Raw genomic sequence first — 25,276 nt, 5'->3', positions numbered from 1 at the left:
TGCTCGCGTGCGCGGGAGCAGGCCGACGCACTCGCTACGATCATGGAATGGCGACGGATTCGCACACCCGAGCTCGGATGCTCGAGGTATTCGGAGTGTTCCTCCGCCTGGGGTGCACGTCATTCGGCGGTCCCGTCGCGCATCTCGCCTACTTTCGCGAGGAGTTCGTTGTTCGTCGGCGCTGGGTGAACGATGCGCAGTACGCCGACCTGGTCGCGCTCTGCCAGTTCCTGCCCGGCCCGGCGTCGAGCCAGGTCGGGTTCGGCCTCGGGCTGCGGAGGGCGGGCCTCGCGGGCGCCGTGGGCGCGTGGATCGCGTTCACGCTGCCCTCGGCGCTCATCATGCTCGCGTTCGCGTTCGGTGCGGCCGCACTGACGGGGCCGGTGGCCGACGGCGTGCTGCGCGGCGTGCTCGCCGTGGCCGTCGCCGTCGTCGCGCACGCGGTGCACGGCATGCGGCGTTCGCTCGCACCCGATGCGATGCGCGGGAGCATCGCGGTCGTCGCCGCGCTCACGGTCCTCCTGATCGGAGGAGTCTGGGGACAGCTCGCGGTGCTGTGCGGGGGAGCGCTCGTCGGCGCCGTCGTGCTCCGGCCGACATCGGATGGCGCCGAGACCGACGACCGCCGCGCAGGGGGAGCGGCATCGTGGTCGCGCGGCGCGGCGCTCACCTCGCTCGCGCTGTGCGCCGCGCTGCTCGCGGTGCTTCCCCTGCTCGCCGCTCTCACCCGGAACGGCGCGGTCGCTCTCGCCGACGCGGCCTTCCGGGCCGGCTCGACGGTGTTCGGCGGTGGGCACGTGGTGCTCGCCACACTGGAGGCGGAGCCGGCGATCGCTCGAGCGATCTCACAGGAGCAGCTGCTCTTCGGCTACGGAGCGGCTCAGGCTGTGCCGGGCCCGCTCTTCAGCTTCGCCGCGTACGTCGGCGCTGTGTGGGACGGCGCCGGAGGAGGCATCGAGCGCGTGGCGTTCGCGCTTCTCTCGCTCATCGCGATCTTCGCGCCCGGATTCCTGATGCTGCTCGGCGTGCTGCCGTTCTGGACGCGTCTGCAGCGCCGGCCGACGATCTCGGGGGCGGTGCGCGGGGTCAGCGCGGCCGTCGTCGGAGTGCTCGCGGCGGCTTTCGTCGACCCGGTACTCGTGCACGGGGTGACGGGGTGGGCGACGCTCGGGCTCGCACTGCTGTCGCTCGTGGCGCTCCTCTGCCGCGTGCCCCCGTGGATCGTGGTGGTCGCTGGAGCGCTGTGCGGCGGCGTGGCCGCGGTGGTCTGAACGGAGGGACGCGCTCAGGGGCGAGAGACGCGCTCGCTGGACGAATGCATGTTATTCATGCATAATCATACCAGGGGAGGCTTGGATCGCTGCGCCGACCAGTGCGAGTGCGGCCCCGGGATTCGCGAACTGACCGGCGAATGGCGCCGCGCGCCGGGTGAACTCATCCGTCGCATGATGCGAGGCTCCATCGTGGGCCGGCGCGCACCGGGGAGCGCCGGGCGCCCGCGGCGGCGGTGGCGCTGCTGCAGCTGGAGTTTCGTGCACCACGCGCAGGTGGGGAGTCGGCGAACGCCGCCGCGCGTTCGAACTGACATAATATAGATTATCGTGCAGGTGGTGAGTGGTGCGATGGAGCGTCGCGCACGACTCAGCCCGCGCGCGAACCGGCGAGCATCAGCATGGTGCGCGCCGCCAGCGCGCCGGCGCCGACCCCGCCGAACTCGCCGGCGCTGAGCATCAGAGCCGAGTTCTCATTCGCCACGGCGATGCCCACGAGCACCACGGCGGCTCCGACGCAGACCCATCCGACGATCGCGAGTCCCACAGCGGTGCTGCGCCCGAGCACGGCGGTTCCGCGCGAGGTCGGCGGCAGCATCAGTGCCGCGAGCGCGAACGCCGCGACGGCCAGCGCGATCCCGCCGTACACGTCGCTCGGCCGATGCCACCCGTAGGCGAGCAGCTGCCATCCGACCGCCGCGATGAGGGCGGCGCCGCCGAGGGCGATGACGGCTCGCACCCGGCTCGGCACGGCCCAGATCAGCGCGCAGCTGATCGCGGCGAACACCGTCATATGGCCGCTCGGGAACGTGTTCGCAGCATCGAGTTCGAAGAGCTCGGGGCGGGTCAGCAGGCGCAGTTTCAGCAACTGCGCCGCCACGATCGCCGCCGCGGGAATCGCCGTGACGACGAGCGCCCGCCTGAAGCCGTGAGACGCCCAGGCGATGATGCCGACGACGGCGAGGGCGATCGCGATGGTGGGAACGGAGACGAGGTTGAGCGGCGCCGGCGGGGTGAAGGTGAACTCAGCGGCGTCGAGCACGCTCTCCTCCGCGCGCTGGCCGAGCACGTTCCGCACGCCGAGCACGTACGATGCGACGCCGACGACTGCCCAGAAGGCCAGGAACCAGACCGCTCGCCGCCGGCCGGCCCCCGCTCCGCTCACGCGCCGTCTCCCCGCCGCGCTCCCGCATCGGCGCGATCCCGTGCATCCGCAGTGCGCACGGCCCACAGCGCGAGCGCCGCAGCAGTCGACACGTTCAGCGAGTCCACGCCGTGCTCCATCGGAATGACGACCGAACGCGTCGCCGCAGCGAGCGCACGGTGCGTGAGGCCCGCACCCTCGGTGCCGAACATCAGCGCGAGGCGATCCGGCAGCACGTCGACGTACGTCGCAAGATCCTCCGCATCGTCGCGCAGCGCGAAGGCGGTGAGCTCGTAGCCCGCTCCGCGGATCATGGGCCCGGCTTCGCGCCAGTCCGGCAGGCGGGCCCACGGAACCTGCAGCACCGCGCCCATGCTCACGCGCACGGCCCGGCGGTAGAGGGGGTCGGCGCACGCAGGCGTGAGCAGCACCGCGTCGGCGCCCAGCGCCGCGACGGATCGGAAGATCGCGCCCACGTTGGTGTGATCCGCCAGGTCTTCGAGCACCACCACGCGCTGCGACTGCCGCAGGAGCGCTTCGGGATCGCGGGGCGCCGGTCGATGCATGGACGCGAGCGCGCCGCGGTGCAGGTGGAACCCGGTGAGCTCTGCGAGCTGGTCGGTCTCCCCCACGAACACGTCGACGTCGGGGAACGCCGCGAGCAGCGGCTCCACCCGGGCGATCCACTCCTCGAGCAGCAGCACGGAACGCGGTCGATGACCGGCGCCCAGCGCTCGCTCGATCACCTTCGGCGACTCGGCGAGGTACAGCCCCTCCTCGGGCTCCCGCACCCGGCGCAGCGCGACGTCGGTGAGCTGCGTGTAGTCCGTGAGCCGAGGATCGGAGAGGTCGTCGATGCGCGTCACCCTCACGGGCGCTCCTCCCCCGAGGCCGACGCCGAGATCGACGTGGAGGCGGTCGTCGTCGCATCCGCGGATGCGGACGCCGGCGCGGGGGCCGCGACGCCGACGATGCGCGCACGCGGCGACGCGACCGTGAGCGGCGCGATGAAATCAACGGCGTATGCGGCGGCGTCGTTCACCGCCTCGTAGTGCACGAGGTGGCCGGAGCCGGGCACGATGCGGAGCTCGGAGCCCGGCACGCGCCGATGCAGGTCGAGCTGCTCGACGAGCGGCGTGATGTCGTCGCGCTCCCCCGCGATGATGAGCGTCGGCATCGTGAAGGCGTCGGAGAACTCGGAGACGGTGTGCGACACCGATGCCCGGAACGCCTCCAGCAGGGTCGTCGGGTGCGCGAACGTGCTGAAGTACCGGGCGTGCTGGTCGTGGATCCAGGCCCGGAGAGCGCGATCCTCGGTCTTCGCCATGACCTCGCTCATGACGCGCACGATCGCCGCGCTGCCGAGCAGCGCCCGCGCGGCGCGCTCGGGCAGCAGATCGGCGGCTCGATAGTAGCCGATCGCGAGCTGGGTCAGCGCAGCCTGCGGCCCGGAGAGCGCCGGGGACGAGATCGGGTTGACGAGGAGGAGTCGTCTCGGCGTCAACCCGCCGGCGATGGCGCAGGCGACCACGAGCGATCCGAACGAGTGGCCGAGCACGTCGAAGCCGTCGGGCGCGACGGCCGAGGCGAACGCGCGCAGCCACTCGCCGTAGAGATCGAGATCGTGGGTGCGCCCGAGGATCGCCGCGCTCTCGCCGAACCCCGGCAGATCGGGCACGACGATCCGCAGCTCGGGCCTGAGCTCGGCGATCCGCATCGCGATGCCCTCGAGCCCGTGGTGATCGCCGCGGAACCCGTGGACGAGGACCAGGGTCTCCCCCGCCTCCGCCCCGTACTCCCAGGCTCGGGTGTCTGCACCGAGTGCGGAGATGCGGAGGGCGCGGGGGGCGTGAGTCACGGAGACGATTCTACTGAGCGCCCCTGACAGGCTCCTGCCGCCGCCGGGGCGCCGGCGCCTCCCGTCAATCGCTACGATCGACAGGGACGAAAGGAACTCCGTGACCGAAACGCTTCCGCTGTGGGCCACCGACCTCGCCGTATTCGACACCGAGACGACGGGAGTCGACACCGCGCACGCCCGCATCGTGAGCGCATCGATCGCCCTGCTCGGCGCGGGCGGCGAGGTGTCCGAACGCTACGACTGGCTGCTCGACCCCGGGGTCGAGATACCCGCCGCCGCGGTGCAGGTGCACGGCATCAGCAACGAGATCGCCCGCACGAGCGGCATCGCGGCGTCGGTCGGCGTGCGGCAGATCGTCGATCAGCTGATGGAGATGATCGAACGCGGCTTCCCGGTCGTCGCCTACAACGCGCCCTTCGACCTGACGCTGCTGGCGGCCGAGGCGGCACGGCACGGGGTGCCCTGGCCGGCTGACATCTCCCCCGTGCTCGATCCGCTGATCCTCGACAAGCAGCTCGACCGCTACCGCAAGGGCAAGCGCACGCTCGAGGCGGTGGCCGCGCATCACGGCGTCGAGATCGGCAACGCGCACGACGCCGGCGACGATGCGATCGCCGCCGGTCGCGTGCTCCAGCGCATCGCCGCGAAGTACGCGGACGTCGTGCCCGAGGAGCTCGACGAGATCCACCGGCTGCAGGTCGAGTGGGCGGCGGCGCAGGCGGCGAGCTTCCAGGAGTACATGCGCCGTGCCCGGAATCCGTCGTTCGTCGCGGATGGACGGTGGCCGATCCGCTGACCCTGGCCGCGCACGGAAGAGGGCCGGGCGATCCTCATCGGATCGCCCGGCCCTCTTCCGGTACTGCTGCTTCGGATCAGGCGCCGAAGCCCTTGAAGCGCTTGTTGAACTTCTCGACGCGGCCGGCCGAGTCCATGATGCGCTGCTTGCCCGTGTAGAACGGGTGCGAGGCGCTCGAGATCTCGACATCGATCACCGGGTAGGTCTCGCCGTCGAGCTCGATCGTCTTCTCGCTGGTGAGCGTCGAACGGGTGAGGAACGTCTCCCCCGACGCGAGGTCGCGGAAGACGATTGCGTTGTACTCGGGGTGGGTATCGGTCTTCATGAGAGTTCCTTCGTGTTTGCCTGGGAGTGAGCGTGTAGCAGCACGCTCGGAGGTCTTGGGATCGGCGATTGCAATCGCACCAAAGCGCTACTCTACCAGACCCCGGGGAGAACGGGCTCGCTCAGGCCGTCGGGCGCGCCACCGCCGCGTAGCGCCCATCGGCCTCCGACAGGTCGAAGGGCATGCCGAACGTCGACTCCAGAGCGGCCGCCGTGAGGGTCTCGGCGATCGGCCCCGCCGCCTCGATCCTGCCCTCCCGCATCAGCAGCACATGCGTGAACCCCGGGGGGATCTCCTCGACGTGATGCGTCACCATCACCATGGCCGGCGAGGACGGGGACGCGGCGAAGCCCGAGAGCATCTGCAGCAGGCGCTCGCGCGCGCCCAGGTCGAGATTCGCGCTCGGCTCGTCGAGCAGCAGCAGCTCGGGATCGGTCATCACGGCGCGCGCGATGAGCGCGCGCTTGCGCTCACCATCGCTCAGCGTGCCGAACGCCCGATCCGCGTACGCGCCGAGATCCCATTCGGCGAGGATGCGCTCGGCCTGGCGCACGTCGATGCTGTCGTACTCCTCGTTCCAGCGCCCCTCGACCGAGTACGCGGCGGTCAGCACCACGTCGCGCACGAGCTCGCTCGCGGGAATGCGCCGCGCCGCGGTCGAGGAGACGAAGCCGATGCGGTTGCGCAGCTCGAACACGTCGACGCGACCGAGGCGCTCGCCGAGCACGTCCACGCTCCCCCGCGTCGGGTACTCCCCCGCGGTCGCGAGCTTCATGAGCGTCGTCTTGCCGGCGCCGTTCGGCCCGAGGATCACCCACCGCTCCGCATCGTCGACCGACCAGTCGATCCCGTCGAGGATCGGCCTGCCGTTGCGCACGTAGGAGACATCGGTGAGGCGGAGCACAGTGACCATGCGCCTCAGCCTATCCTGGGAATCATGACTTCTCCCGGCATCACACGCCCCCTCGTCGTGCTCGACTGCGACTCCACCACGATTCAGGACGAGGTGATCGAGCTGCTCGCGGACGCCGCGGGGAGCCGCGCCGAGGTGGCGGCGGTGACCGAGCGCGCGATGCGGGGCGAGCTCGACTTCGCCGAGAGCCTGCGCGAGCGCGTCGCGACGCTCGCGGGCACTCCGGAGACGGTGTTCGCCGAGGCCTACGCGCGCGTCAGGCCCACGCGGGGCATCCGCGAACTCGTCGCCGCGGTGCACGCGCGCGGCGGCAGCGTCGGCGTCGTCTCGGGCGGGTTCCACGAGGTGCTGGATCCGCTCGCAGCCGACCTCGGCATCGACCTGTGGCGGGCCAATCGGCTCGAAGTGGTCGACGGCGCGCTGTCGGGCCGCACGGTGGGCCCCATCGTCGACGCAGTGGCGAAGGCCGCAGCGCTGCGGGAGTGGGCGGCGGAGACGGGGATCCCGCTGTCGGCGACGATCGCCATCGGCGACGGGGCCAACGACCTGGAGATGATGGCGATCGCCGCGATCGGGGTGGCGTTCAACGGAAAGCCGGTCGTGCGCGAGCGCGCAGATGTGTCCATCGCGGACGATCTGGCGCTCGCGATCCCGCTGCTCGACCGGCTCTCCTGACCCTGCGGCCCGGGCTCAGAAGTTGTTGAGCGCCTCGGTGCCTTCGGGGATGACACCGTCGGCGAGCAGCGATTCGCCGAGACGCTTGAGGGCCGTCAGCGCCACGTTCTGCGGCATCGGGCCGTACGAGACGCGTGCGACGCCGAGCGACTCGTACTCCGCCGCGGTGAGGGCGCCGGGGAGCCCGATGACGCTGATCTTGCGCTCGCCGATGCCCGCGACGAGCGCGCGCGTGTCGTCGGCGTCGAGCACGCCGGGCACGAAGACGCAGGTCGCGCCCGCGTCGAGGTAGGCGCGCCCGCGCTCGACGGCGTCGGCGATCGACGCGTCGCGCGGTCGGTCGCCGCCCCGGACCAGCGCGTCGGTGCGGGCGTTCAGGGCGAAGCGCACGCCCTCCCGCTCCCCCGCCTCGACCGCCGCGCGCATGATCGCGACCGACTCGTCGAGCGGGCGCAGGCGATCCTCGATGTTCGCCCCCGACGCTCCCGCGCCGATGGCGCGCCGCACCGTCTCCCCGGCGTCCGCGAACCCGCCGTCGAGGTCGGCGGTCACGGGGAGATCGGTGGCCGACGCGATGCGCGCGATGGCGTCGATCATCAGGTCGAGCGGAATCTGCTCCCCGTCGGCGTACCCGTGGCTGGCCGCGATGCTGTGCCCCGCCGTGGCGATCGCTCGGGTGCCCGGCAGCTGCGCCACGACGCGGGCGCTCACCGCATCCCAGACGTTGACGACGCGGAGGGCCTCGGGCGCCGCGTACAGATCGGCGAGGGTCTGCGCGTCGACGGCGACGCGGGCCAGTGAACGGGTCTGCTGTGGTGTGCTCATGCGCTCAGGCTACTGGTCGGGGCGGCGCGGACGGAAGGGTGCGCCGCCGCCCCGACCGGCGTCAGTGCCCCATGCCCAGGCCGCCGTCGACCGGAATCACGGCGCCCGAGATGTAGGCGGCGTCGTCGCCCGCGAGGAAGGACGCGGCACCCGCGATCTCGGCGACCTGACCGAAGCGGCCCGCGGGGATCGACCCGAGGTACTGCTGCTGCTGCGCTTCGGGGAGCGCAGCCGTCATGTCGGTCTCGATGAACCCCGGCGCGATGACGTTCGCGGTGATGCCGCGCGAGCCGAGCTCGCGGGTGAGGGAGCGCGCGAACCCGACGAGGCCGGCCTTCGACGAGGAGTAGTTGATCTGCCCCGGTCCGCCGTACAGGCCGACCACGCTCGAGATCAGGATCACCCGGCCGAACCGCCCCTTGAGCAGCCCCTTCGCCGCGCGCTTCACCACGCGGAAGGTGCCGGTGAGGTTCGTGTCGATGACGCTGGTGAACTCCTCCTCCGTCATGCGGAGCAGCAGGGTGTCCTTCGTGATCCCGGCGTTCGCCACGACCACCTCGACCGGGCCGAGCTGCGCCTCGATCTCCGTGAAGGCGGCGTCGATCGAAGCCGCGTCCGTCATCTCGGCGCGCACGGTCAGCGTCCCCTCCGGCCCCGAACCCGATCGGGAGGTCACGGCGACGCGGTGGCCGTCGGCGAGCATGCGTTCGGCGATCGCGTAGCCGATGCCGCGGTTGCCGCCGGTGACGAGTACGGTGCGCGAGGTGGGCATGGAGTTCCTTCCGTCTGAACGAGTGGCGTCCAGCCTACCGATGCGCGGCGCGCGGGCCGGGTGGCGCGCGGCGTTCCCGGGGCGGGGATTCAGCTGAACGGCGTAGTCTGGGCACGACGGAGAAGGGGCGCATGGCCAAGAGTTACGACGTGACGTCGGCGGGGGTGAACCCGGCCGAGGATCGCGCGCACCGGATGCGCATGTACTTCATCGCGATGTCGCTCCGCGTCGCCTGCGTGGTGTCGCTCTTCTGGGTGCGCGACTGGTGGGTGCTGCTGTCGGCGGCGGGGGCCATCATCCTCCCCTGGTTCGCGGTGCTCGTCGGCAACGCGGTCGCGCACGGCGGTGAGCAGGTGCCCGACCAGCCGGAGCCGCTGCGGCTCGAGGCCGCCGAACCCGAGCCTCTCGACGCGAGCGATGCCGCTCACGAGGTGATCGTGATCGACGTCGACCCCGAGCGCCGCGGAGGCGGCGGGGATTCCCGAGAGCCCGGAGCGGCGCAGTGAGCGGCATCGCGACGCCGTCGCTGACGCTCGGCGGCGCACCGGAGCGGCGCTTCGAGTGCTCGCGGGCGGGGTGCCGGGAGGAGGCGCCGTGGGCGATCCTCTGGCGCAACCCGAAGATCCACGGCCCCGAACGGCGCAAGACGTGGCTGGCCTGCGACGAGCATCGGGAGACGCTGTACGCTTTTCTGGAGGCCCGGAGCTTCCCGCTCGAGGTGCGCGCGGTGGGAGAGCTGGATGACTGACCATGGGACGATCGACCGGAGCGCGGCGACGGAGGCAGCCCGGTCGGCTTCGGCGTACGAGCGCGGGGAACCGCCGCGCGTGGGGTGGTCGTTCCTGCGCTCGGGACGCTGGGCGGGGTACGCCGCGATGCTGCTCATCTTCTCGATCGCGTGCGTGCTGCTCGGCAACTGGCAGTTCGAGCGCCGCGCCGAGGCCCGCGCCGAGATCGACCGCATCGACAACAACTACGACGCCGAGCCGGTCGCGCTCACCCAGGAGCTGCCGGAGCTGTCGCAGTTCGACGAGGATCGCCAGAAGTGGCGCACGGTGCGCATCGAGGGCGAGTACGTCGGCGAACCGTTCCTCGCCCGCAACCGCCCGGGCCCCGGCGGCGTCGGCTCCGACCTGATCCAGCCGCTGCGCACGGCGGAGGGCGCGACGTTCTTCGTCGATCGCGGGTGGGTGCCGATCGACGGCGCATCGGCCGACGACGTCGACCCCGCCGACCTGCCCCTCCCCCCGAGCGGAACCGCGGTGGTCGAGGCGCGTCTGCGCGCCTCCGAGCCCGAGATCCCCGGCCGTACGACCGCAGGGCGAGCGGTCGCGAGCATCGAACTGCCCGAGCTCGCCGCACTGGCCGGCGTCGCCGACTCGGCGTACACGGGCGCGTACGGCATGCTCGTCAGCGAGACGCCCGAGGCGGAGCACGGCGTACTCCCCGCGAAGCCCGAGCGTGACGAGGGCCCGCACCTGTCGTACGCGGTGCAGTGGTACATCTTCATCGCGATCGCCGTGATCGGCGTCGTCTACGCCGCGCGCCGCGAGTACCGCACGCTCAACGTCGGCAGTGACGAGGTGCGCGAGCTCGACCGGAGGACGGCCGAGCGGAAGCGTCGCCGGGGGCCGAGCGACGCCGACGTGGAGGACGCGCTGCTCGATGGGTGATCTCGTGATGCGCCCCCGCTCGCGGCGCCTGCTGCTGCCGTGCGCGCTTCTTCTCGGAGCGGCCGCGATCGCACTGAGCGGCTGCGCGGCGCCCGTCGACCCGTCGGAGACCCGCGAGTCGCTTTCGGAGGTCACCGAGAATCCGGCCCCGCCGAAGGCCGACGAGCTCTACGACGCCGAGCTGCACCCCGAACCCATCGTAGACCCCGTCGACTGCGACCCGTACCTCGTGGTCACCGCCCGCGGCACGGGCGAGCCGAGCCAGGGGCAGCTGCTCTCCCCCGTCGCCCGCACGGTGTCGCAGGCGCGTCCCGGCGACGTGGAGGTGCTCGATCTCGACTACCCCGCGGACACCGATATCAAGGAGGGCGGCACGATCGGCGTGCGCACCCTCGTCGACGTGCTGCGGGTGCAGGCCGAGACGTGCCCCGCCCAGCGCTTCGTACTGCTCGGCTACTCGCAGGGCGCCCTCGTCGTCGGCGACGCGCTCGCGGCGCCCGAGGACCGCATGGTCGGCCCGACCGTGGGCTCGGTCGACGCGGAGACGCTCGATCGGGTGCTCGCCGTCGTGCTCTACGGCGATCCGCGATTCGTCGGTGACGAAGAGTACAACGTCGGCAGCTACGACGTGGAGACCGACGGGCTGCTCCCCCGCCCCGACGGCGCACTCGACGCGGTGGGCGAGCGCGTGCGCGACTACTGCGTCGCCGGCGACTTCATCTGTCAGAGCAGCCTCGACTTCGACGAGGAGCCGCACGTCGAGTACTACTCGAACGGCATGCAGGGCGACGGCGCCGCCTTCGTGATCACGCGTCTCGACCGGGTGGGCGCGGACCTCGGGCGGGAGGCCGACGCCGAGCCGGGCGATGCGGACGAGCGTGAGACGCCGTCGCCGACGTCCACGCCGACACCGTCGCCTCGCTGAGATCGTCGTCGCGCGGACGCTGACGCCGCACCTCCCCGATGATCCGGGCGCGGAACTGCGGCGCGCCGCCTAGGCGAGCTCGATGAGCTCGAGGTACTCCTTCGACCAGTGATCCTCGGTCGCATCGGGCATGATCAGCACGCGCTCGGGGTTCAGCGCCTCCACGGCGCCGGGATCGTGCGAGACGAGCACGACGGCGCCCGTGAAGTGGGCGAGCGCGTCGAGCACCTCCTCACGGCTGGCCGGGTCGAGGTTGTTCGTGGGCTCGTCGAGCAGCAGCACGTTGGCGCTCGAGACGACGAGCATGGCGAGGGCGAGGCGCGTCTTCTCCCCGCCGGAGAGCACCCCCGCGGGCTTGTGCACGTCGTCGCCGGTGAACAGGAAGGAGCCGAGCACACGACGCGCCTCCGTCTCGGTGAGGTGCTGCGACACGGAGACCATGTTCTGCAGCACGCTCGCCTGCACGTCGAGCGTCTCGTGCTCCTGCGCGTAATAGCCGACCTTCAAGCCGTGGCCCGCGATGAGCTCGCCCGTGTCGGGCTCGTCGACGCCCGCGAGCAGGCGCAGCAGCGTCGTCTTGCCCGCACCGTTGAGCCCCAGCACCACGACCTTCGACCCGCGGTCGATGGCGAGGTCGACTCCGGCGAAGATCTCGAGCGAGCCGTACGACTTCGAGAGCCCCTCGGCCATGAGCGGCGTCTTGCCGCACGGCGACGGGTCGGGGAAGCGCAGCTTGGCGACGCGCTCCACCTGGCGCTCGTCCTCGAGCCCGGCGAGCATCTTCTCGGCGCGGGCGACCATCTGGTGCGCCGCCGCGGCCTTCGAGGCCTTCGCGCCGAAGCGCGCGGCCTGATCCTTCAGCACCGAGGCCTTCTTCTCGATGTTGCTCCGCTCCTTGCGGCGCCGCTCCTCATCGGCGGCGCGCTGGCGCAGATACAGCTTCCAGTTCATGTTGTAGATGTCGATGACCTGACGGTTGGCGTCGAGGTAGAAGACGCGGTTCACCGTCTCGCCCACGAGGTCGATGTCGTGGCTGATCACGATGACGCCGGCCTTCGAGTGCTTCAGGAACTCGCGCAGCCAGACGATCGAGTCGGCGTCGAGGTGGTTCGTCGGCTCGTCGAGGATCATGGTGTCGGCGTCGGAGAACAGGATGCGCGCGAGCTCGATGCGGCGCCGCTGGCCGCCCGAGAGCGTCTTGAGCGGCTGATCGAGAATGCGGTCGGGCAGACCGAGATTGTTCGAGATCGAGGCCGCCTCCGATTCGGCCGCGTAGCCGCCGAGCGCCTGGAACCGGTCGGTGAGGTTGCCGAAGCGCTTCATGGCCTTCTCGGCGACGGCCGGATCACTCGACCCCATCTCCTCCGTCGCCTTCGCGATGTTCTGCTGCAGCGTGCCGAGCCCGCGCGCGTCGAGAATGCGGTGCCGCGCGATCTGCTCGGGGTCGCCCGTGCGGGGATCCTGCGGGAGGAAGCCGAGTTCGCCGGTGACCTTGATCGCGCCCTCCGCCGGCTGCAGCTCCCCCGACAGTGTGCGCGTGAGCGTCGTCTTGCCGGCGCCGTTGCGGCCGACGAGGCCGATCTTGTCGCCGGGGTTCACGCGGAACGTGACCCCCGACATGAGACGGCGGGCGCCGACGTCGATGGCGAGGTCTTCGACGGAAATCATGGTGTAGGGCTCCTAGGTCGTGCCGACTCAGCGCATCTTGGGGAGACGTTCTCGCACCAGGGCTGAGCGAAAGGGCAACCTCGCCATTCTAGCCGCTCGCGCGTTCGGGCGCTCGCAGGCCCGCTGCCCGCACCGCGCGCCCGCACCGCGCGTCACTCGCCCTCCAGATGCTCGAGGTGCCGGCGGAACTGCGCGATCGCGCGCTCCGGGTCGGTGAGCAGCTCCCGCTCCTCGGGGCGGTCGCGGAAGTAGTGGAGGAACGCCGCCGTCACCATCGGGTCGGAACCGAGATAGCGCACGCTGACCGCTCCGAGCCGGCGTCCGTCGCCGCCGAGCAGTACGAGGCGCGGCGCCCCGAAACCGGGCCTCTCGATCGACGCGCGGTGCAGCGTCCGCCACGGCACCGTGGCGGCCGGCCCGCCGCCCGCGCAGCTGATGGCGTCTGAGGTGACGTGCAGACCCGTACGGACCTGCGATGCGCGACGGTGCCTGCGCACCAGGTGGGCGCTCGCGAAGGCTCCGAGGCCGAGCACGACGAAGACGGACGGGGGCATTCGAAGGAGTGAGAAATCCGTTCCATCCGTCTCGGCCTGCACGATCAGGAATGCCCTGGCGGCGGTGGCCCAGAGCATGATCACCGCGAAGGCGAGCCAGTCGACGACGAGGGCCGCGATGGAGCGGAAGCTGATTCGACGCTGCGCGCCATCGATCTCGATTCGCACGACACCCGGGGTGAAGACGTGCGGGTCGATCAGGGTGATGACGATGGCCAGGCAGCACGCGAAACCGATGACCAGCGAAGTCGCCGTCGCCCAGGAGTTCTCGGCGGCCCCTGCCAGTCTGAGGACTCCCATCGCGGCGAAGGCGAATCCCAGACGTGCGAGCATGAGCGACCGTCGATTCGGGTAGGGGTCGGATCGAAGCCCGACCCGCGCGGGCAGGCCCTCGAACGAGGTGATGAGCCGACGCGCACCAGCATTCGACTTCCCTGCGCCGCGGGGTGCGCTGCGCTGGATCGCACTCCTCGCCCCGACTCCGCGCCGCACGCCCGTGCTGCGCTTCATTCGCCCTCCAGCCGCGCGAGGTGCTGGTGGAATTGCGCGATCGCGCGCTCCGGGTCAGTGAGCAGCTCCCGCTCCTCGGGGCGATCGCGGAAGTAGCGGACGAGTGCTGCCGTCACCATCGGGTCGGAACCGAGATAGCGCACGCTGACCGCTCCGAGCCGGCGTCCGTCGCCGTCGAGCAGCACCAGGTGCGGGCCCAGCAGCCGGTGCACCGCAACGGTCGCATGGGCCACGTCGTGCCAGCGGACGTAGCGCAGGGTGCCCTCACCGGCGGTGATGATCCGCTGCGGGGTCAGGTGGAGGCCGGAGGGCTCCTCCGACTCCTGACGCACCTTGCGAACCATAAGCGCGAGGGCGATCACGGCGGCCGCGAGGGCCACCAGCATCGAACGCGGCACGTGCTGCAGAGCAGCCATCACTCCGTACTGCACGAGCGCGCAGATGACGAGTGCAACGGCTGCACCGGCCCACAGCATCGTCGCGGCGAAGGCGGACCATTCGAGGGCGAGTGCCCTGGGAGAGTGCAGGCTGAGGCGCGGCGGCGCGGTATCGATGATCATGCGCACGGCGCCCGGGCGATACGCGGATGGGAAGGCGAGCGAACTCATCAGCACCAGACAGCACAGCAGCGTGCCGATCAGGAACGTGATGAGCGCCCAGGCGCTCTGCGCACTCGTCGCTTCGCGCACCGAGTACACGGCGACGGCGACTGCGACGATCGCGGCGACGACGTTCGACCGTCGGGACGGGTACGCGTCGGCTTGCAGCCCGACCCGGGCGGGTAGGCCGTCGAACGATATGAGCGTCGTCGCCCGGTTCGGCGAAGTGCTCGTTCTGGCGATGCAGGACTCTCGTGCGATACCCCCAGTATCGGGCGGTTCCAACGGAGTGTGCATTGTGGCTTACCTTTCGATAACCACCCCCGGTCGAGCATAAGGGAAGCGCTCCCCTCCCTCAACTTCGCGCGCTCAGCGCCTCCCCGTCGGCCCACAGTACGGTCTCGCGCGTGCCCGAGACCCGGGCGGCCGGGAGCAGCGGTTCGCGAGCGCCGAGCACGCGCTCGACCGCCTCCGCCTTGCCCGCGCCCGCTGCGATGAGCCAGACGCGATCCGCGCGGCGCAGCGCGGCGAGCGTCAGGGTGACGCGCTCCGGCGGCGGCTTCGGCGAGTGGCGGATCGCGAGGGCCGCAGGCGCGGCAGCACCGACCGCCTCGAGCTCCTCCCGGCCGGGGAAGAGCGACGCGATGTGGCCGTCGGGCCCCACCCCGTTCAGCGCCAAGTCGATCCGGCCGATGCCGTCGACCACCTCGGCGTACGCCGCCGCGGCCTCGTCGAGGCCGACCCCGGAGTCGGAGGCCGCGACCCGGTGCACGAGCGCCTGGTCGACGGTGGTCGCCGCGAACAGCGTGCGGTCGGCGAGCAGATCGTTGCGATCCTCGTGACCCGCCGGGGCCCAGCGCTCATCGCCCCAGAGGAAGCGCACGCGGGCCCAGTCGACCTGCGCGAGCTCGTCGTGCGACGCGAGCGCGGAGAGCACCCGCTCGCCCCCGGTGCCGCCGGTGAGTACGATGCAGGGCACTCCCCCGTCGGTCTGCCGCGAGCGGCAGACCGAGATGATCTCGCTCGCGGCGGCTCGCGCGAGCTCGTCGAGCGAGCCGTGCTCTTCGATGCGCATCGTCGCCTCCGGGCTATGCCGGGATCTCGCTGCGGTCGCCCGACCAGAGTGTGTGGAACGCGCCCTCCCGGTCGATGCGACGGTAGGTGTGCGCTCCGAAGAAGTCCCGCTGCCCCTGCACGAGCGCGGCGGGGAGCCGCTCGGCGCGCAATCCGTCGTAGTACGCGAGCGACGACGAGAACGCGGGCGCGGGGATGCCGGCAGCCGTGGCGTGCACCACGACGCGGCGCCAGGCCTCCTGCCCGCGCGCGAGCGCGTCGGCGAAGTACGGTGCTCCCATGAGGAGCGCCAGGTCGGCGTCGGCCGCGTAGGCGTCGGCGATGCGGTTCAGGAACTGCGCGCGGATGATGCAGCCCGCGCGCCAGATGCGCGCGATCGCGCCGAGGTCGATCGTCCACCCGTACTCGGCGGCCCCGGCTCGGATCTCGTCGAAGCCCTGCGAGTACGCCACGATCTTCGAGGCGTAGAGCGCCTGCCGCACGTCCTCGATGAACGCGGCCTCGTCGTCGACGGCGATCGCCCGCGCCGGCCCCGGGAGCTCAGCGGCTGCGGCGCGCTGCTCGGGGTGCGACGAGAGCGATCGCGCGAAGGTCGCCTCCGCGATCCCCGAGACGGGAACGCCGAGCGCGAGCGCCGTCTGCACCGTCCACGCGCCCGTGCCCTTCGCACCCGCCTGGTCGAGGATCACGTCGACGAGGGGCTCACCCGTTGCGGCGTCGTTCTGGCGCAGCACCTCTGCGGTGATCTCGATCAGGTACGACTCCAGCTCGCCACGGTTCCACTCGGCGAAGATGTCGGCGATCTCGGCGGGCGACTTGCCCGTGCCCCGGCGAATCAGGTCGTAGGCCTCAGCGATGAGCTGCATGTCGGCGTACTCGATGCCGTTGTGCACCATCTTGACGAAGTGCCCCGCGCCGTCATGGCCGACGTGCGTCACGCACGGCTCCCCCTCCGCCACCGCGGCGATGGAGCGCAGGATCGGGCCGAGCGTGCGCCACGCCTCGTCGGAGCCGCCGGGCATGATGCTCGGCCCGTTCAGCGCGCCCTCCTCGCCGCCCGAGATGCCGGCGCCTACGAAGTTGATGCCCGTCGCGCGCACGGCGCGCTCGCGGCGGATCGTATCGGGGAAGTAGGCGTTGCCGCCGTCGACGATGATGTCGCCGGGCTCGAACACCTCGACGAGGGCGTCGATCGTCGCGTCGGTGGCCGCGCCCGCCTGCACCATGATGATCGCGGTGCGCGGCTTCTGCAGCGACGCTGCGAACTCCGCGTAGCTGAACGCGGGCACGAACCCGGCCTCGGGGTGGGCGGCGACGAGGGCCTCGGTGCGCTGCGGGCTGCGGTTGAACACCGCCACGGTGTTGCCCTCGCGGCTCGCCAGATTGCGCGAGAGGTTCGCGCCCATCACGGCGAGGCCGACGACTCCGATGTTCGCTGCGGCTTCAGTCACGCTCGCTCCTTCGTTCATGCGTCAGTGTGTGGGGTGCGCGCGGCGCGGCTGCGCGCGAGCTGTTCGAGTACTCGGCCGTACATCACGTCTTCGCCCAGGCCGCGCAGCTCCTCCGCGAGGCACTCGCTGAGGGTGCGGCGCGGCAGCACGATCTGGTGCGTGGGCTGGCCCGGCTGGCTGAGTGCGGCGTGTACAGGCGACAGGCGCTGGAGCACGGCGTCGCCGGTGCTGCGGCGCAGGGTCACCGAGTGCAGCCCCTCCGCGTGCAGCTCACGCGCGAGCAGCGTGCAGGTGGTCGGCACGCCGAGCGAGAGCTCGAGCCATGCCGCCAGCAGCTCCGTCGAGGGCGACGCCTCGGAGCCGACGACCTCGACGGAGGTGACGGGCTCGAAGGGCGGCTGATCGAGCACGGCGGCCAAGTACTCCCGCCAGCGCGTCAACCGAGTCCACGCGAGATCGGTGTCGCCCGCCGAGTACCCCGCGACGCGCACCTCCCACCCCGAACCGCCGGGTGCCGCAGCGTCGGTGATCCGGCGCTGGCCGATGCGGCCGAGCGGGTCGGCGCCCGGGCGATCCGGAGCCTCCTCGGGCCACCAGACCGCGACCGGGGCGTCGGGCAGCAGCAGGCCCGTGACGAGCGCCTCGACGCCGCTCGCGACCTCCCCCGACGCCCGCAGCACGATGACGTCGCTCGCGCCGGCGTCGGCCCCGACCCGGATCTCGGCGTCGAGCCGCGCCTCCGCCTCCGGGCGGCTGAGCAGCACGATGACGCGCATCGGGTGCTCGCTCGACGCGTGATTCGCGGCGGCGATCGCTTGCTCGTCCAGGTCGCCGGATGCGGAGATCACCAGCGTCAGCACGTGGCCGAGCGCCGACACCCCGCTCTCCTGCCGCATGGAGACGAGTCGGCGCGTCACCGCGCTGACGGTCGTATCGGGCAGACTCTCGATCATGGGCGCCTCCACGTGCGACCGTCTCGGGCGAGCATCTCATCGGCGGATGCCGGGCCCCACGAACCGGGAACGTACTGCTCGACGGGGCCGTCGTGCGCCGCCCAGTGCTGCTCCACCGGATCGAGGATGCGCCACGAGAGCTCCACCTCGGCCTGTCGCGGGAACAGCGGGGCGTCGCCGAGCAGCACGTCGAGGATGAGTCGCTCGTAGGCCTCGGGGCTCGCCTCGGTGAAGGCGTGGCCGTACCCGAAGTCCATCGTCACATCGCGCACGCGCGTACCGCTCCCGGGCACCTTCGCGCCGAAGCGGATCGTGATCCCCTCGTCGGGCTGCACGCGGATCACGAGCGCGTTCGACCCCTGCTCGGAGCGCTGGGCCTGCGCGAACAGATTGCCCGGCTCCTTGCGGAAGACCACGGCGATCTCCGTGACGCGGCGTCCGAGACGCTTGCCCGTGCGCAGGTAGAACGGCACGCCCGTCCAGCGCCGCGTATTCACGTTGAGCTTCATCGCCGCGAACGTCTCGGTGCGCGACTGCGGGTCCATGCCCTCCTCGTCGAGGAACCCGTTGACGAACTCGCCGCCCTGCCATCCCGATGCGTACTGGCCGCGCGCCGTCGAGGCCTCGAGGTCGTCGGGCAGCGACACCGCCTCCAGCACCTTCTCCTTCTCGGCGCGCAGGTGCTGGGCCCCGAGGCTGATGGGCTGCTCCATCGCCGTGAGCGCGAGCAGCTGCAGCAGATGGTTCTGGATCACATCGCGCGCCGCTCCGACGCCGTCGTAGTAGCCGGCGCGACCGCCGACGCCGATGTCCTCGGCCATCGTGATCTGCACGTGGTCGACGTAGTTGCGGTTCCAGATCGGCTCGTACATCGCATTCGCGAAGCGGAGGGCCAGAATGTTCTGCACCGTCTCCTTGCCGAGGTAGTGATCGATGCGGAAGATCGAGTCGGCGGGGAACGCCGACTCGAGCACGTCGTTCAGCTCCCGGGCCGACTTCAGATCGTGGCCGAAGGGCTTCTCGATGATCACCCGCCGCCAGCGCTGATCGTCTCCCGACCGATCCACGAGACCCGAGCTCGACAGATGCTTCGCGACCTCCGGGAAGGCCGTCGGAGGGATCGAGAGGTAGAACGCGTGGTTGCCCATGGTGCCGCGCTCGCGGTCCAGCGCCTCCACCGTGTCGCGCAGCCGGTCGTACGCCTCGGGATCGCCGAACTGGCCCTGCACGAAACGGATCCCCTCGGCGAGCTGCTGCCACGTCTCCTCGCGGAACGGCGTGCGCGCGTACTTGCGGACGGCGTCGTGCACGATCTCGGCGAAATCGCGATCCTTCCAGTCGCGCCGCGCGAACCCCACGAGCGCGAAACCGGGAGGGAGCAGGCCGCGGTTCGCGAGGTCGTACACCGCGGGCATGAGCTTCTTGCGCGAGAGATCGCCCGTCACGCCGAAGATCACCAACGAGCTCGGGCCCGCGATGCGGCTCAGCCGCGGGTCGTCGGCCGAGCGGAGGGGGTTGGAAGGAAGCTGCATCCCAGCCTTTCTAGAACGACGCGAACCCGGGGGCGGTCACGACGCGCCGCGGTGGTGCGAGCCGAGGGCCCGCACCACCCGAGCGCACGTGCGCCGACCTCAGATCGCGAATCCGAACTGCCTGCGACAGGACGCGCTGATCCGCATCAGCGCAGCGGGTCCGGTCAGATCGCAAATCCGAGCGCCCGCATCATGTCGCGGCCGTCGTCGGTGATGCGCTCCGGGGTCCACGGCGGCATCCACACCCAGTTGATGCGGAACGCCGTCACGAGCCCGTCGAGCGCTTCGGCGATGTCGTTCTCGATCACGTCGGTCAACGGGCAGCCGGCACTCGTGAGCGTCATGCTGATGACGAGCGCGTCGTGCTCCTCGTCGAAGGCGAGATCGTAGATCAGCCCGAGGTCGACGATGTTCACGCCCAGCTCGGGGTCGGAGACGTTCTTCAGCGCCTCGTACGCCTGCTCGCGGAACTCGGGGTCGATCGACTGGGGCGCCGTCGTGGTTTCCTCGCTCATGAAGACCAGCCTACGCCTTACGCGCTTGCGAGGAAGCGGTCGTAACCTTCTTCCTCGAGGCGGTTCGCCAGCTCGGGCCCGCCCTGCTCCGCAACTCGGCCGTTCACGAAGACGTGGACGAAGTCGGGCTGGATGTAGCGGAGGATGCGCGTGTAGTGCGTGATCAGCAGCACACCGAGGCCCGTGTTCTCCTTCGCCCGGTTCACGCCCTCCGAGACGATCTTGAGCGCGTCGACGTCGAGGCCCGAATCGGTCTCGTCGAGCACGGCGAACTTCGGCTTCAGCAGTTCGAGCTGCAGGATCTCGTTGCGCTTCTTCTCGCCGCCCGAGAAGCCCTCGTTGACGTTGCGCGCGGCGAACGACTCGTCCATGCGCAGGTTGCCCATGGCCTCCTTGACGTCCTTCATCCAGGTGCGGATCGCGGGCGCCTCGCCGTCGATCGCCGTCTTGGCGGTGCGCAGGAAGTTCGCGTTGGTGACGCCGGGAATCTCCACCGGGTACTGCATCGCGAGAAACAGGCCGGCCTGTGCGCGCTCGTCCACCTCCATCTCGAGCACTTCTTCGCCGTCGAGCAGGATCGACCCGCCCGTGACCTCGTAGCGCGGGTGCCCGGCGATCGCGTAGGCGAGCGTCGACTTGCCCGAGCCGTTGGGGCCCATGATGGCGTGGGTCTCGCCCTGCTTGATGGTCAGGTCGACACCCTTGAGGATCTGCTTGGCGCCCTGCTCGGTCTCGACGCTGACCTGCAGGTCCTTGATTTCAAGAACGGAGCTCATGTGTTAAATCTCTTTCGTAACGTTGGGGTCGATGTACACGTCGCCGTCCTCGATCTCGACGACGAAAACGGGAACCGGCTCGTAGGCCGGAAAATTCTGGGGCACGCCGGTGATCAGCGAGAACGCCGATCCGTGCGCCCAGCACTCGAGGGTGTCGCCGTCCACGAAGCCCTCCGCGAGGCTGACCTGGCCGTGGCTGCACGTGTCGCCGATCGCGTGGACGTCGCCGGACGCGTCGAGCACGATCGCGATCGGCACGTCGTCGACGACCACCCGGGTCGCCTGATCCTGCACGAGGTCGCTGACGGCGAGCACCTTCTGGCGCGGCATCAGCGGGCGGAGTCTGCGAGTTCGGCCTCGACGGCGGCGTGCAGACGCTCCTCCGTCGCGGCGTCGCCGATGCGCGCGATGACCTCGAACAGGAACCCGCGGACCACGAGCCGACGCGCCTCCTCCGCCGAGATGCCGCGGCTCTGGAGGTAGAAGATGTGCTCGTCGTCGAAGCGGCCGGTCGCGCTCGCGTGGCCGGCGCCCTCGATGTCGCCCGTCTCGATCTCCAGGTTCGGGATCGAGTCGGCGCGCGTCCCCTCCGTGAGCACGAGGTTGCGGTTCTGCTCGTAGCTGTCGGTGCCGGTCGCGTTGTTGCGGATCAGCACGTCGCCGATCCACACCGTGTGCGCGCCCTCGCCCTGCAGCGCGCCCTTGTAGGTCACGCGGCTCCGGGTGTGGGGGGCGTCGTGGTCCATGTAGACCTGGTGCTCGAGGTGCTGGCCGGCGTCGGCGAAGTACGCGCCGAGCGCTTCGCCGTTCGCGCCCTCGTGATCGAGGTGGATCGACGGGTTGAGACGCACGACTCCGCCGCCCAGCGAGACGACGATGTGGGTGAGCGATGCGTCGCGGCCCACCGTCGCGTAGTGGCTCGCGAGGTGGATCGCGTCGTCGTTCCACTGCTGCACGCTGACGACCGTGAGCTTCGCGCCGTCTCCGACGACGATCTCCACGTTCTCCGAGAGCTGGGCGGAGCCCGCGTTCTCGAGGATCACGAGGCCCTGCGCGTGAGCCGCGGCCTCGATGACCGTGTGCGCGGCGCGGGGCGCCGCGTCGAGCGCGTCGCGGGTGACGACGGCGGTGACGGGCTCCTCCGAGGAGACCGTCACAACGTGCGCCTCGCCGAATGCGGACCACGCCGCCGCGGCGCCGCGCTCCTCCGGCGTGCCGGCGCGCCCGATCCGCGCGTCGTCACGCGAGACCCACTCGGCGGTGACGCCGGCGATCTCGGAGACGGAGACGGGCAGACGACCCCCGTCGAGCCGCCCGTTGAGCAGCGCGTCGAGCTTCGCGACCGGCGTGTACTTCCAGACGGCCTCGCGGCCGGTGACCTCGGCGAAATCGGCGACATCGGTCGACTTCGGGCGCTCCGAGCGGGTCTGCACGGGCACGCGGTTCGCCCAGTCCCCGTCGGAGTGCGCGGTCAAACCGTGCTGAGCCGTTTCCTGCGGTGCAACAGCTTGCGTCATTATCCGACGGATCCTTCCATGCCCATCTCGATGAGCTTGTTCAGTTCGAGCGCGTACTCCATGGGCAGCTCACGGGCGATCGGCTCGATGAAGCCGCGCACGATCATCGCCATGCCCTCCTCCTCGGCGAGCCCGCGGCTCATGAGGTAGAACAGCTGCTCCTCGCTCACGCGGGAGACCGTCGCCTCGTGCCCGAGCTCCGCGTCGTCGGTGCGGATGTCAATGGCGGGGTACGTGTCGCTGCGCGAGATCGTGTCCACGAGCAGCGCATCGCAGACCACCGAGTTCGCGGAGTGCCGCGCGTTGGCCTCGATGCGCACCTCGCCGCGGTAGCCGGTGCGGCCGCCGCCGCGGGCGATCGACTTCGCGAGGATCGACGACTTGGTGTTCGGGGCGAGATGGATCATCTTCGCGCCCGTGTCCTGATGCTGGCCGGGGCCCGCGAACGCGACCGACAGGGTCTCGCCCTTCGCGTGCTCGCCCGTGAGATAGATCGACGGGTACTTCATGGTGACCTTCGAGCCGATGTTGCCGTCGACCCACTCCATGGTGGCGCCCTCTTCGGCGATCGCGCGCTTCGTCACGAGGTTGTACACGTTGGTCGACCAGTTCTGGATCGTCGTGTAGCGCACGCGGGCGTTCTTCTTCACGATGATCTCGACGACGGCCGAGTGCAGCGAGTCCGACTTGTAGATCGGCGCGGTGCAGCCCTCGATGTAGTGCACGTAGCTGCCCTCGTCGGCGATGATGAGCGTGCGCTCGAACTGGCCCATGTTCTCCGTGTTGATGCGGAAGTAGGCCTGCAGCGGGATCTCGACGTGGACGCCCTTCGGCACGTAGACGAAGGATCCGCCCGACCAGACGGCCGTGTTGAGCGCGGCGAACTTGTTGTCGCCCGAGGGGATGACGGTGCCGAAGTACTCCTCGAAGATCTCCGGATGCTCCTTGAGCGCCGTATCGGTGTCGAGGAAGAGCACGCCCTGCTCCTCCAGATCCTCGCGGATCTGGTGGTAGACGACCTCCGACTCGTACTGCGCGGCGACGCCGGCGACGAGGCGCTGGCGCTCGGCCTCGGGAATGCCGAGGCGCTCGTACGTCTCCTTGATCTCCTCGGGGAGGTCCTCCCACGTGGTCGCCTGCTGCTCCGTGGAGCGGACGAAGTACTTGATGTTGTCGAAGTCGATGTCCGACAGGTCCGCGCCCCACGCGGGCATCGGCTTCCGGTCGAAGATCTGCAGCGCCTTCAGGCGACGCTTGAGCATCCATTCGGGCTCGTTCTTCAGTGCCGAAATCTCGCGCACGACCTGCTCGCTGAGCCCGCGCTTCGCAATCGCGCCGGCTTCGTCGCTGTCGTGCCAGCCGAATTCGTACTGGCCCAAGCCTTCGAGCTCGGGTCGGTCGATCAGTACCTCTGGCATGATCCCTCCCTCATTCTTCGTCTCGCCCGGAGAACCCCGGCCGAGCCGGAGGGATCCGGCCGGCGGCGTGCGCGAAAGCGTGAGATCGACGCGCACATCGGGTTCCCTGCAGCGGTGCAGTATTCTGGGCTTCGAACGCGACCGGGACGATCCGATGCCGGGCATCGAACAGGCGGCTCGACGTTCGCAACCACAGCTTCCCATTCTACAGGTTTCCGATGGTTTCGGGAGATGTCCGCTCTGGGCGTCGCATGACTCTGGGAAGCAGCCGAGAGGAGACCCGTTGTCCAGCGCGCCCACTGCAAGCACCACCGCGCCGGGGCCGACCGCGCCCGCCGCCGCACTCCCCTCCCGATTCCTCCGAGTCGTCGCATGGGTGTCGTTCGTGCTGAACACAGTGATCATCGGAACCGGCGGCGCCGTGCGCCTCACGGGCTCCGGTCTCGGGTGCCCGAACTGGCCGCTGTGCGCCCCCGGCTCGCTCGTGCCGACCGAGGAGCTCACCTACCACTCGCTCATCGAGTTCGGCAATCGCACGATCTCGGGCCCGCTGCTGGTCAGCGCGATCCTCGTCCTCCTCCTCACCTGGCGCATCCGCGCCGCCCGGCGCGACCTCTTCGCCATCTCGGCCGTCGTGCTCGGCCTCGTGGTGCTGCAGGCGCTCATCGGCGGCGTGATCGTGTGGCTGCACCTCAACGCGAACCTCGTCGGGATCCACTACGTCATCTCCCTCACCCTCGTCTGCATCACCGCCGCGTACCTGACCCGGATGTACGAGGCGGGCGGGCCGCGCGAGCGAGCCGTGCCGAAGGGGTTCGCGATCCTCGCCCACATCACGACCCTCGCCATGGCCGTCACCGTGCTCTTCGGCGTGCTGACCACCGGGAGCGGCCCGCACTCGGGCGACGCGACGATTCAGCGCGACGGCATCGACGCCGTGCTGATGAGCCACATCCACGCCTGGCCGGGCTACATCGCGTTCGCCCTGACGCTCGCGCTGCTCGTCTGGGCGGCGGCGCGACGCCTGCGGCCGCTCCGGTGGATCGCGGCGCTCATGGGTGCGCTCGTCGTCCAGATCGCGATCGGCATCTATCAGGCGCGCACCGGCCTGCCCCCGCTCGCGGTGGGCGTGCACATGGTGCTCGCGGCGCTGACCGCGGCCGCCATGACCGTTGTGGTACTGCGCCTCAAGCGCCCGGCGACCGCGTCTGCGGCCCCCGTCGCGGTAGGTTAGGCCGCTCGCGCTCCAGGAGCGCGGCGGGCTGTCGTCGGGCGCCTGCTAGCCCGGTGCATGGGTGCATGGGTGAATGGGTGAATGGGTGCGGTGGCGCCGCCAGGGCCCCTGACGGGCTGTGGTCAGGCGCGCTGGCGCCGCCAGCAGCCCGAGGCTGTTCCCGGGCGTGCTGATGGACGGGCGCACAGAGTCGTTGATGCCGCCCCTTGACCCGGAGCCTGCGCGACTGTCTGACCGGCCCCGCCGCGCGCCGCCGCCCGCTCCGACCCGGCCCGACGCTCTCCCCTATACTCCT

The 25,276-nt window shown here is 70.6% G+C and carries 27 protein-coding genes; 8 read left to right on the top strand and 19 right to left on the bottom strand.

The genetic code is table 11. The features are described from left to right. The first annotated feature begins 47 nt into the window (after positions 1-47). Positions 48-1,271, top strand: coding sequence for a chromate efflux transporter (gene chrA / locus NS354_RS03790; RefSeq protein ID WP_058593277.1), 1,224 nt, complete (start codon positions 48-50; stop codon positions 1,269-1,271). A gap of 370 nt (positions 1,272-1,641) precedes the next feature. Here the strand turns inward: chrA and NS354_RS03785 are convergent, their stop codons facing one another. The 3 genes from NS354_RS03785 to NS354_RS03775 are packed head-to-tail and all read right to left on the bottom strand — an operon-like array spanning position 1,642 to position 4,273. After that, the gene (locus NS354_RS03785; protein WP_058593276.1) at positions 1,642-2,436 is read right to left on the bottom strand and encodes a phosphatase PAP2 family protein; all 795 of its coding nucleotides are present in this window, start codon (positions 2,434-2,436) and stop codon (positions 1,642-1,644) included. After that, positions 2,433-3,287, bottom strand: a complete 855-nt coding sequence (locus NS354_RS03780; RefSeq protein ID WP_058593275.1) for a TrmH family RNA methyltransferase — start codon at positions 3,285-3,287, stop codon at positions 2,433-2,435. Before NS354_RS03780 ends, NS354_RS03785 begins: the two co-directional genes overlap by 4 nt. Continuing rightward, on the bottom strand, positions 3,284-4,273 hold the full coding sequence (locus NS354_RS03775; protein WP_082677876.1) for an alpha/beta fold hydrolase: 990 nt from the start codon (positions 4,271-4,273) through the stop codon (positions 3,284-3,286). Before NS354_RS03775 ends, NS354_RS03780 begins: the two co-directional genes overlap by 4 nt. A 100-nt stretch (positions 4,274-4,373) precedes the next feature. On the opposite strand from NS354_RS03775, the gene NS354_RS03770 reads away from it, so the two are divergent. After that, entirely contained in the window at positions 4,374-5,072 is a 699-nt protein-coding gene (locus tag NS354_RS03770; RefSeq protein ID WP_058593274.1) for an exonuclease domain-containing protein, read from the top strand. Positions 5,073-5,148: 76 nt separating this feature from the next. Here the strand turns inward: NS354_RS03770 and NS354_RS03765 are convergent, their stop codons facing one another. After that, positions 5,149-5,397: a type B 50S ribosomal protein L31 gene (locus tag NS354_RS03765; RefSeq protein ID WP_010157237.1), complete on the bottom strand. Its 249-nt coding sequence runs from the start codon at positions 5,395-5,397 to the stop codon at positions 5,149-5,151. 121 nt (positions 5,398-5,518) lie between these two features. Next, a complete protein-coding gene (locus NS354_RS03760) occupies positions 5,519-6,310 on the bottom strand; it encodes an ABC transporter ATP-binding protein (RefSeq protein WP_058593273.1) in 792 nt (263 codons plus the stop codon). Between the two features lie 24 nt (positions 6,311-6,334). Here NS354_RS03760 and serB point away from each other — a divergent pair, with 24 nt between their 5' ends. After that, entirely contained in the window at positions 6,335-6,985 is a 651-nt protein-coding gene (gene serB, locus NS354_RS03755; RefSeq protein WP_058593272.1) for a phosphoserine phosphatase SerB, read from the top strand. Positions 6,986-7,000: 15 nt separating this feature from the next. Here the strand turns inward: serB and NS354_RS03750 are convergent, their stop codons facing one another. Next, a complete protein-coding gene (locus NS354_RS03750) occupies positions 7,001-7,810 on the bottom strand; it encodes an isocitrate lyase/PEP mutase family protein (RefSeq protein ID WP_058593271.1) in 810 nt (269 codons plus the stop codon). 61 nt (positions 7,811-7,871) lie between these two features. After that, positions 7,872-8,582: a 3-oxoacyl-ACP reductase FabG gene (gene fabG, locus NS354_RS03745; protein ID WP_058593270.1), complete on the bottom strand. Its 711-nt coding sequence runs from the start codon at positions 8,580-8,582 to the stop codon at positions 7,872-7,874. Positions 8,583-8,713: 131 nt separating this feature from the next. On the opposite strand from fabG, the gene NS354_RS03740 reads away from it, so the two are divergent. Genes NS354_RS03740 through NS354_RS03725 form a run of 4 tightly spaced genes read left to right on the top strand, consistent with a single transcriptional unit; the run spans position 8,714 to position 11,180 of the window. Beyond that, a complete protein-coding gene (locus NS354_RS03740; RefSeq protein ID WP_058593269.1) occupies positions 8,714-9,088 on the top strand; it encodes a DUF3099 domain-containing protein in 375 nt (124 codons plus the stop codon). Continuing rightward, positions 9,085-9,330 (top strand): hypothetical protein, encoded by a 246-nt coding sequence (locus NS354_RS03735; RefSeq protein WP_058593268.1) that lies wholly within the window; start codon positions 9,085-9,087, stop codon positions 9,328-9,330. Before NS354_RS03740 ends, NS354_RS03735 begins: the two co-directional genes overlap by 4 nt. Beyond that, positions 9,323-10,255 carry an SURF1 family cytochrome oxidase biogenesis protein gene (locus NS354_RS03730; RefSeq protein ID WP_082677875.1) on the top strand — a complete coding sequence of 311 codons (933 nt, stop codon included), beginning with the start codon at positions 9,323-9,325 and terminating at the stop codon, positions 10,253-10,255. The genes NS354_RS03735 and NS354_RS03730 overlap by 8 nt, the downstream gene beginning before the upstream one ends. Further along, a complete protein-coding gene (locus tag NS354_RS03725; RefSeq protein ID WP_058593267.1) occupies positions 10,248-11,180 on the top strand; it encodes a cutinase family protein in 933 nt (310 codons plus the stop codon). The genes NS354_RS03730 and NS354_RS03725 overlap by 8 nt, the downstream gene beginning before the upstream one ends. A 69-nt stretch (positions 11,181-11,249) precedes the next feature. Here the strand turns inward: NS354_RS03725 and NS354_RS03720 are convergent, their stop codons facing one another. The 12 genes from NS354_RS03720 to sufB form a co-directional block, all read right to left on the bottom strand. After that, entirely contained in the window at positions 11,250-12,848 is a 1,599-nt protein-coding gene (locus NS354_RS03720; protein ID WP_058593266.1) for an ABC-F family ATP-binding cassette domain-containing protein, read from the bottom strand. 152 nt (positions 12,849-13,000) lie between these two features. Next, positions 13,001-13,735: a hypothetical protein gene (locus NS354_RS03715; RefSeq protein ID WP_153002102.1), complete on the bottom strand. Its 735-nt coding sequence runs from the start codon at positions 13,733-13,735 to the stop codon at positions 13,001-13,003. Positions 13,736-13,908: 173 nt separating this feature from the next. Then, positions 13,909-14,601, bottom strand: coding sequence for a hypothetical protein (locus NS354_RS03710; RefSeq protein WP_153002101.1), 693 nt, complete (start codon positions 14,599-14,601; stop codon positions 13,909-13,911). Positions 14,602-14,866: 265 nt separating this feature from the next. After that, entirely contained in the window at positions 14,867-15,586 is a 720-nt protein-coding gene (pgl, locus tag NS354_RS03705) for a 6-phosphogluconolactonase (protein WP_058593263.1), read from the bottom strand. 13 nt (positions 15,587-15,599) lie between these two features. After that, a complete protein-coding gene (gndA, locus tag NS354_RS03700) occupies positions 15,600-17,054 on the bottom strand; it encodes an NADP-dependent phosphogluconate dehydrogenase (protein ID WP_058593262.1) in 1,455 nt (484 codons plus the stop codon). Then, positions 17,051-17,989: a glucose-6-phosphate dehydrogenase assembly protein OpcA gene (locus tag NS354_RS03695; protein ID WP_058593385.1), complete on the bottom strand. Its 939-nt coding sequence runs from the start codon at positions 17,987-17,989 to the stop codon at positions 17,051-17,053. Before NS354_RS03695 ends, gndA begins: the two co-directional genes overlap by 4 nt. Next, a complete protein-coding gene (gene zwf / locus NS354_RS03690; RefSeq protein WP_058593261.1) occupies positions 17,986-19,521 on the bottom strand; it encodes a glucose-6-phosphate dehydrogenase in 1,536 nt (511 codons plus the stop codon). Before zwf ends, NS354_RS03695 begins: the two co-directional genes overlap by 4 nt. Positions 19,522-19,685: 164 nt before the next feature. Beyond that, entirely contained in the window at positions 19,686-20,036 is a 351-nt protein-coding gene (locus NS354_RS03685) for a metal-sulfur cluster assembly factor (RefSeq protein WP_010157222.1), read from the bottom strand. A gap of 17 nt (positions 20,037-20,053) precedes the next feature. Then, positions 20,054-20,812 (bottom strand): Fe-S cluster assembly ATPase SufC, encoded by a 759-nt coding sequence (gene sufC, locus NS354_RS03680; protein ID WP_010157221.1) that lies wholly within the window; start codon positions 20,810-20,812, stop codon positions 20,054-20,056. A 3-nt stretch (positions 20,813-20,815) separates the two neighbouring features. Beyond that, positions 20,816-21,142 carry a non-heme iron oxygenase ferredoxin subunit gene (locus NS354_RS03675; RefSeq protein WP_058593260.1) on the bottom strand — a complete coding sequence of 109 codons (327 nt, stop codon included), beginning with the start codon at positions 21,140-21,142 and terminating at the stop codon, positions 20,816-20,818. Further along, on the bottom strand, positions 21,142-22,329 hold the full coding sequence (sufD, locus tag NS354_RS03670; protein WP_058593259.1) for a Fe-S cluster assembly protein SufD: 1,188 nt from the start codon (positions 22,327-22,329) through the stop codon (positions 21,142-21,144). The genes NS354_RS03675 and sufD overlap by 1 nt, the downstream gene beginning before the upstream one ends. Then, positions 22,329-23,747 (bottom strand): Fe-S cluster assembly protein SufB, encoded by a 1,419-nt coding sequence (sufB, locus tag NS354_RS03665; RefSeq protein ID WP_058593384.1) that lies wholly within the window; start codon positions 23,745-23,747, stop codon positions 22,329-22,331. The genes sufD and sufB overlap by 1 nt, the downstream gene beginning before the upstream one ends. Positions 23,748-24,030: 283 nt before the next feature. Here sufB and NS354_RS03660 point away from each other — a divergent pair, with 283 nt between their 5' ends. Further along, on the top strand, positions 24,031-24,981 hold the full coding sequence (locus NS354_RS03660; RefSeq protein ID WP_058593258.1) for a COX15/CtaA family protein: 951 nt from the start codon (positions 24,031-24,033) through the stop codon (positions 24,979-24,981). The last annotated feature ends 295 nt before the right edge of the window (positions 24,982-25,276 follow it).

This window comes from Leucobacter chromiiresistens, from assembly GCF_001477055.1.
Lineage (GTDB): Bacteria > Actinomycetota > Actinomycetes > Actinomycetales > Microbacteriaceae > Leucobacter > Leucobacter chromiiresistens_A.
The sequence above is the reverse complement of the archived record's forward strand: the minus strand, read 5'-3'. Positions and strand labels throughout refer to the sequence as shown.

Excerpts from the sequence above, each read along its gene's own strand:
- NS354_RS03675 (WP_058593260.1), bottom strand. The coding sequence starts at position 21,142 with ATGCCGCGCCAGAAGGTGCTCGCCGTCAGCGACCTCGTGCAGGATCAG.
- NS354_RS03695 (WP_058593385.1), bottom strand. The coding sequence starts at position 17,989 with ATGATCGAGAGTCTGCCCGATACGACCGTCAGCGCGGTGACGCGCCGA.
- NS354_RS03750 (WP_058593271.1), bottom strand. The coding sequence starts at position 7,810 with ATGAGCACACCACAGCAGACCCGTTCACTGGCCCGCGTCGCCGTCGAC.
- gndA (WP_058593262.1), bottom strand. The coding sequence starts at position 17,054 with ATGAACGAAGGAGCGAGCGTGACTGAAGCCGCAGCGAACATCGGAGTC.
- NS354_RS03685 (WP_010157222.1), bottom strand. The coding sequence starts at position 20,036 with ATGAGCGAGGAAACCACGACGGCGCCCCAGTCGATCGACCCCGAGTTC.
- NS354_RS03725 (WP_058593267.1), top strand. The coding sequence starts at position 10,248 with ATGGGTGATCTCGTGATGCGCCCCCGCTCGCGGCGCCTGCTGCTGCCG.
- NS354_RS03760 (WP_058593273.1), bottom strand. The coding sequence starts at position 6,310 with ATGGTCACTGTGCTCCGCCTCACCGATGTCTCCTACGTGCGCAACGGC.
- pgl (WP_058593263.1), bottom strand. The coding sequence starts at position 15,586 with ATGCGCATCGAAGAGCACGGCTCGCTCGACGAGCTCGCGCGAGCCGCC.
- NS354_RS03765 (WP_010157237.1), bottom strand. The coding sequence starts at position 5,397 with ATGAAGACCGATACCCACCCCGAGTACAACGCAATCGTCTTCCGCGAC.
- fabG (WP_058593270.1), bottom strand. The coding sequence starts at position 8,582 with ATGCCCACCTCGCGCACCGTACTCGTCACCGGCGGCAACCGCGGCATC.
- serB (WP_058593272.1), top strand. The coding sequence starts at position 6,335 with ATGACTTCTCCCGGCATCACACGCCCCCTCGTCGTGCTCGACTGCGAC.
- NS354_RS03720 (WP_058593266.1), bottom strand. The coding sequence starts at position 12,848 with ATGATTTCCGTCGAAGACCTCGCCATCGACGTCGGCGCCCGCCGTCTC.
- chrA (WP_058593277.1), top strand. The coding sequence starts at position 48 with ATGGCGACGGATTCGCACACCCGAGCTCGGATGCTCGAGGTATTCGGA.
- zwf (WP_058593261.1), bottom strand. The coding sequence starts at position 19,521 with ATGCAGCTTCCTTCCAACCCCCTCCGCTCGGCCGACGACCCGCGGCTG.
- NS354_RS03715 (WP_153002102.1), bottom strand. The coding sequence starts at position 13,735 with ATGCTCGCACGTCTGGGATTCGCCTTCGCCGCGATGGGAGTCCTCAGA.
- NS354_RS03730 (WP_082677875.1), top strand. The coding sequence starts at position 9,323 with ATGACTGACCATGGGACGATCGACCGGAGCGCGGCGACGGAGGCAGCC.
- sufB (WP_058593384.1), bottom strand. The coding sequence starts at position 23,747 with ATGCCAGAGGTACTGATCGACCGACCCGAGCTCGAAGGCTTGGGCCAG.
- NS354_RS03740 (WP_058593269.1), top strand. The coding sequence starts at position 8,714 with ATGGCCAAGAGTTACGACGTGACGTCGGCGGGGGTGAACCCGGCCGAG.
- sufD (WP_058593259.1), bottom strand. The coding sequence starts at position 22,329 with ATGACGCAAGCTGTTGCACCGCAGGAAACGGCTCAGCACGGTTTGACC.
- sufC (WP_010157221.1), bottom strand. The coding sequence starts at position 20,812 with ATGAGCTCCGTTCTTGAAATCAAGGACCTGCAGGTCAGCGTCGAGACC.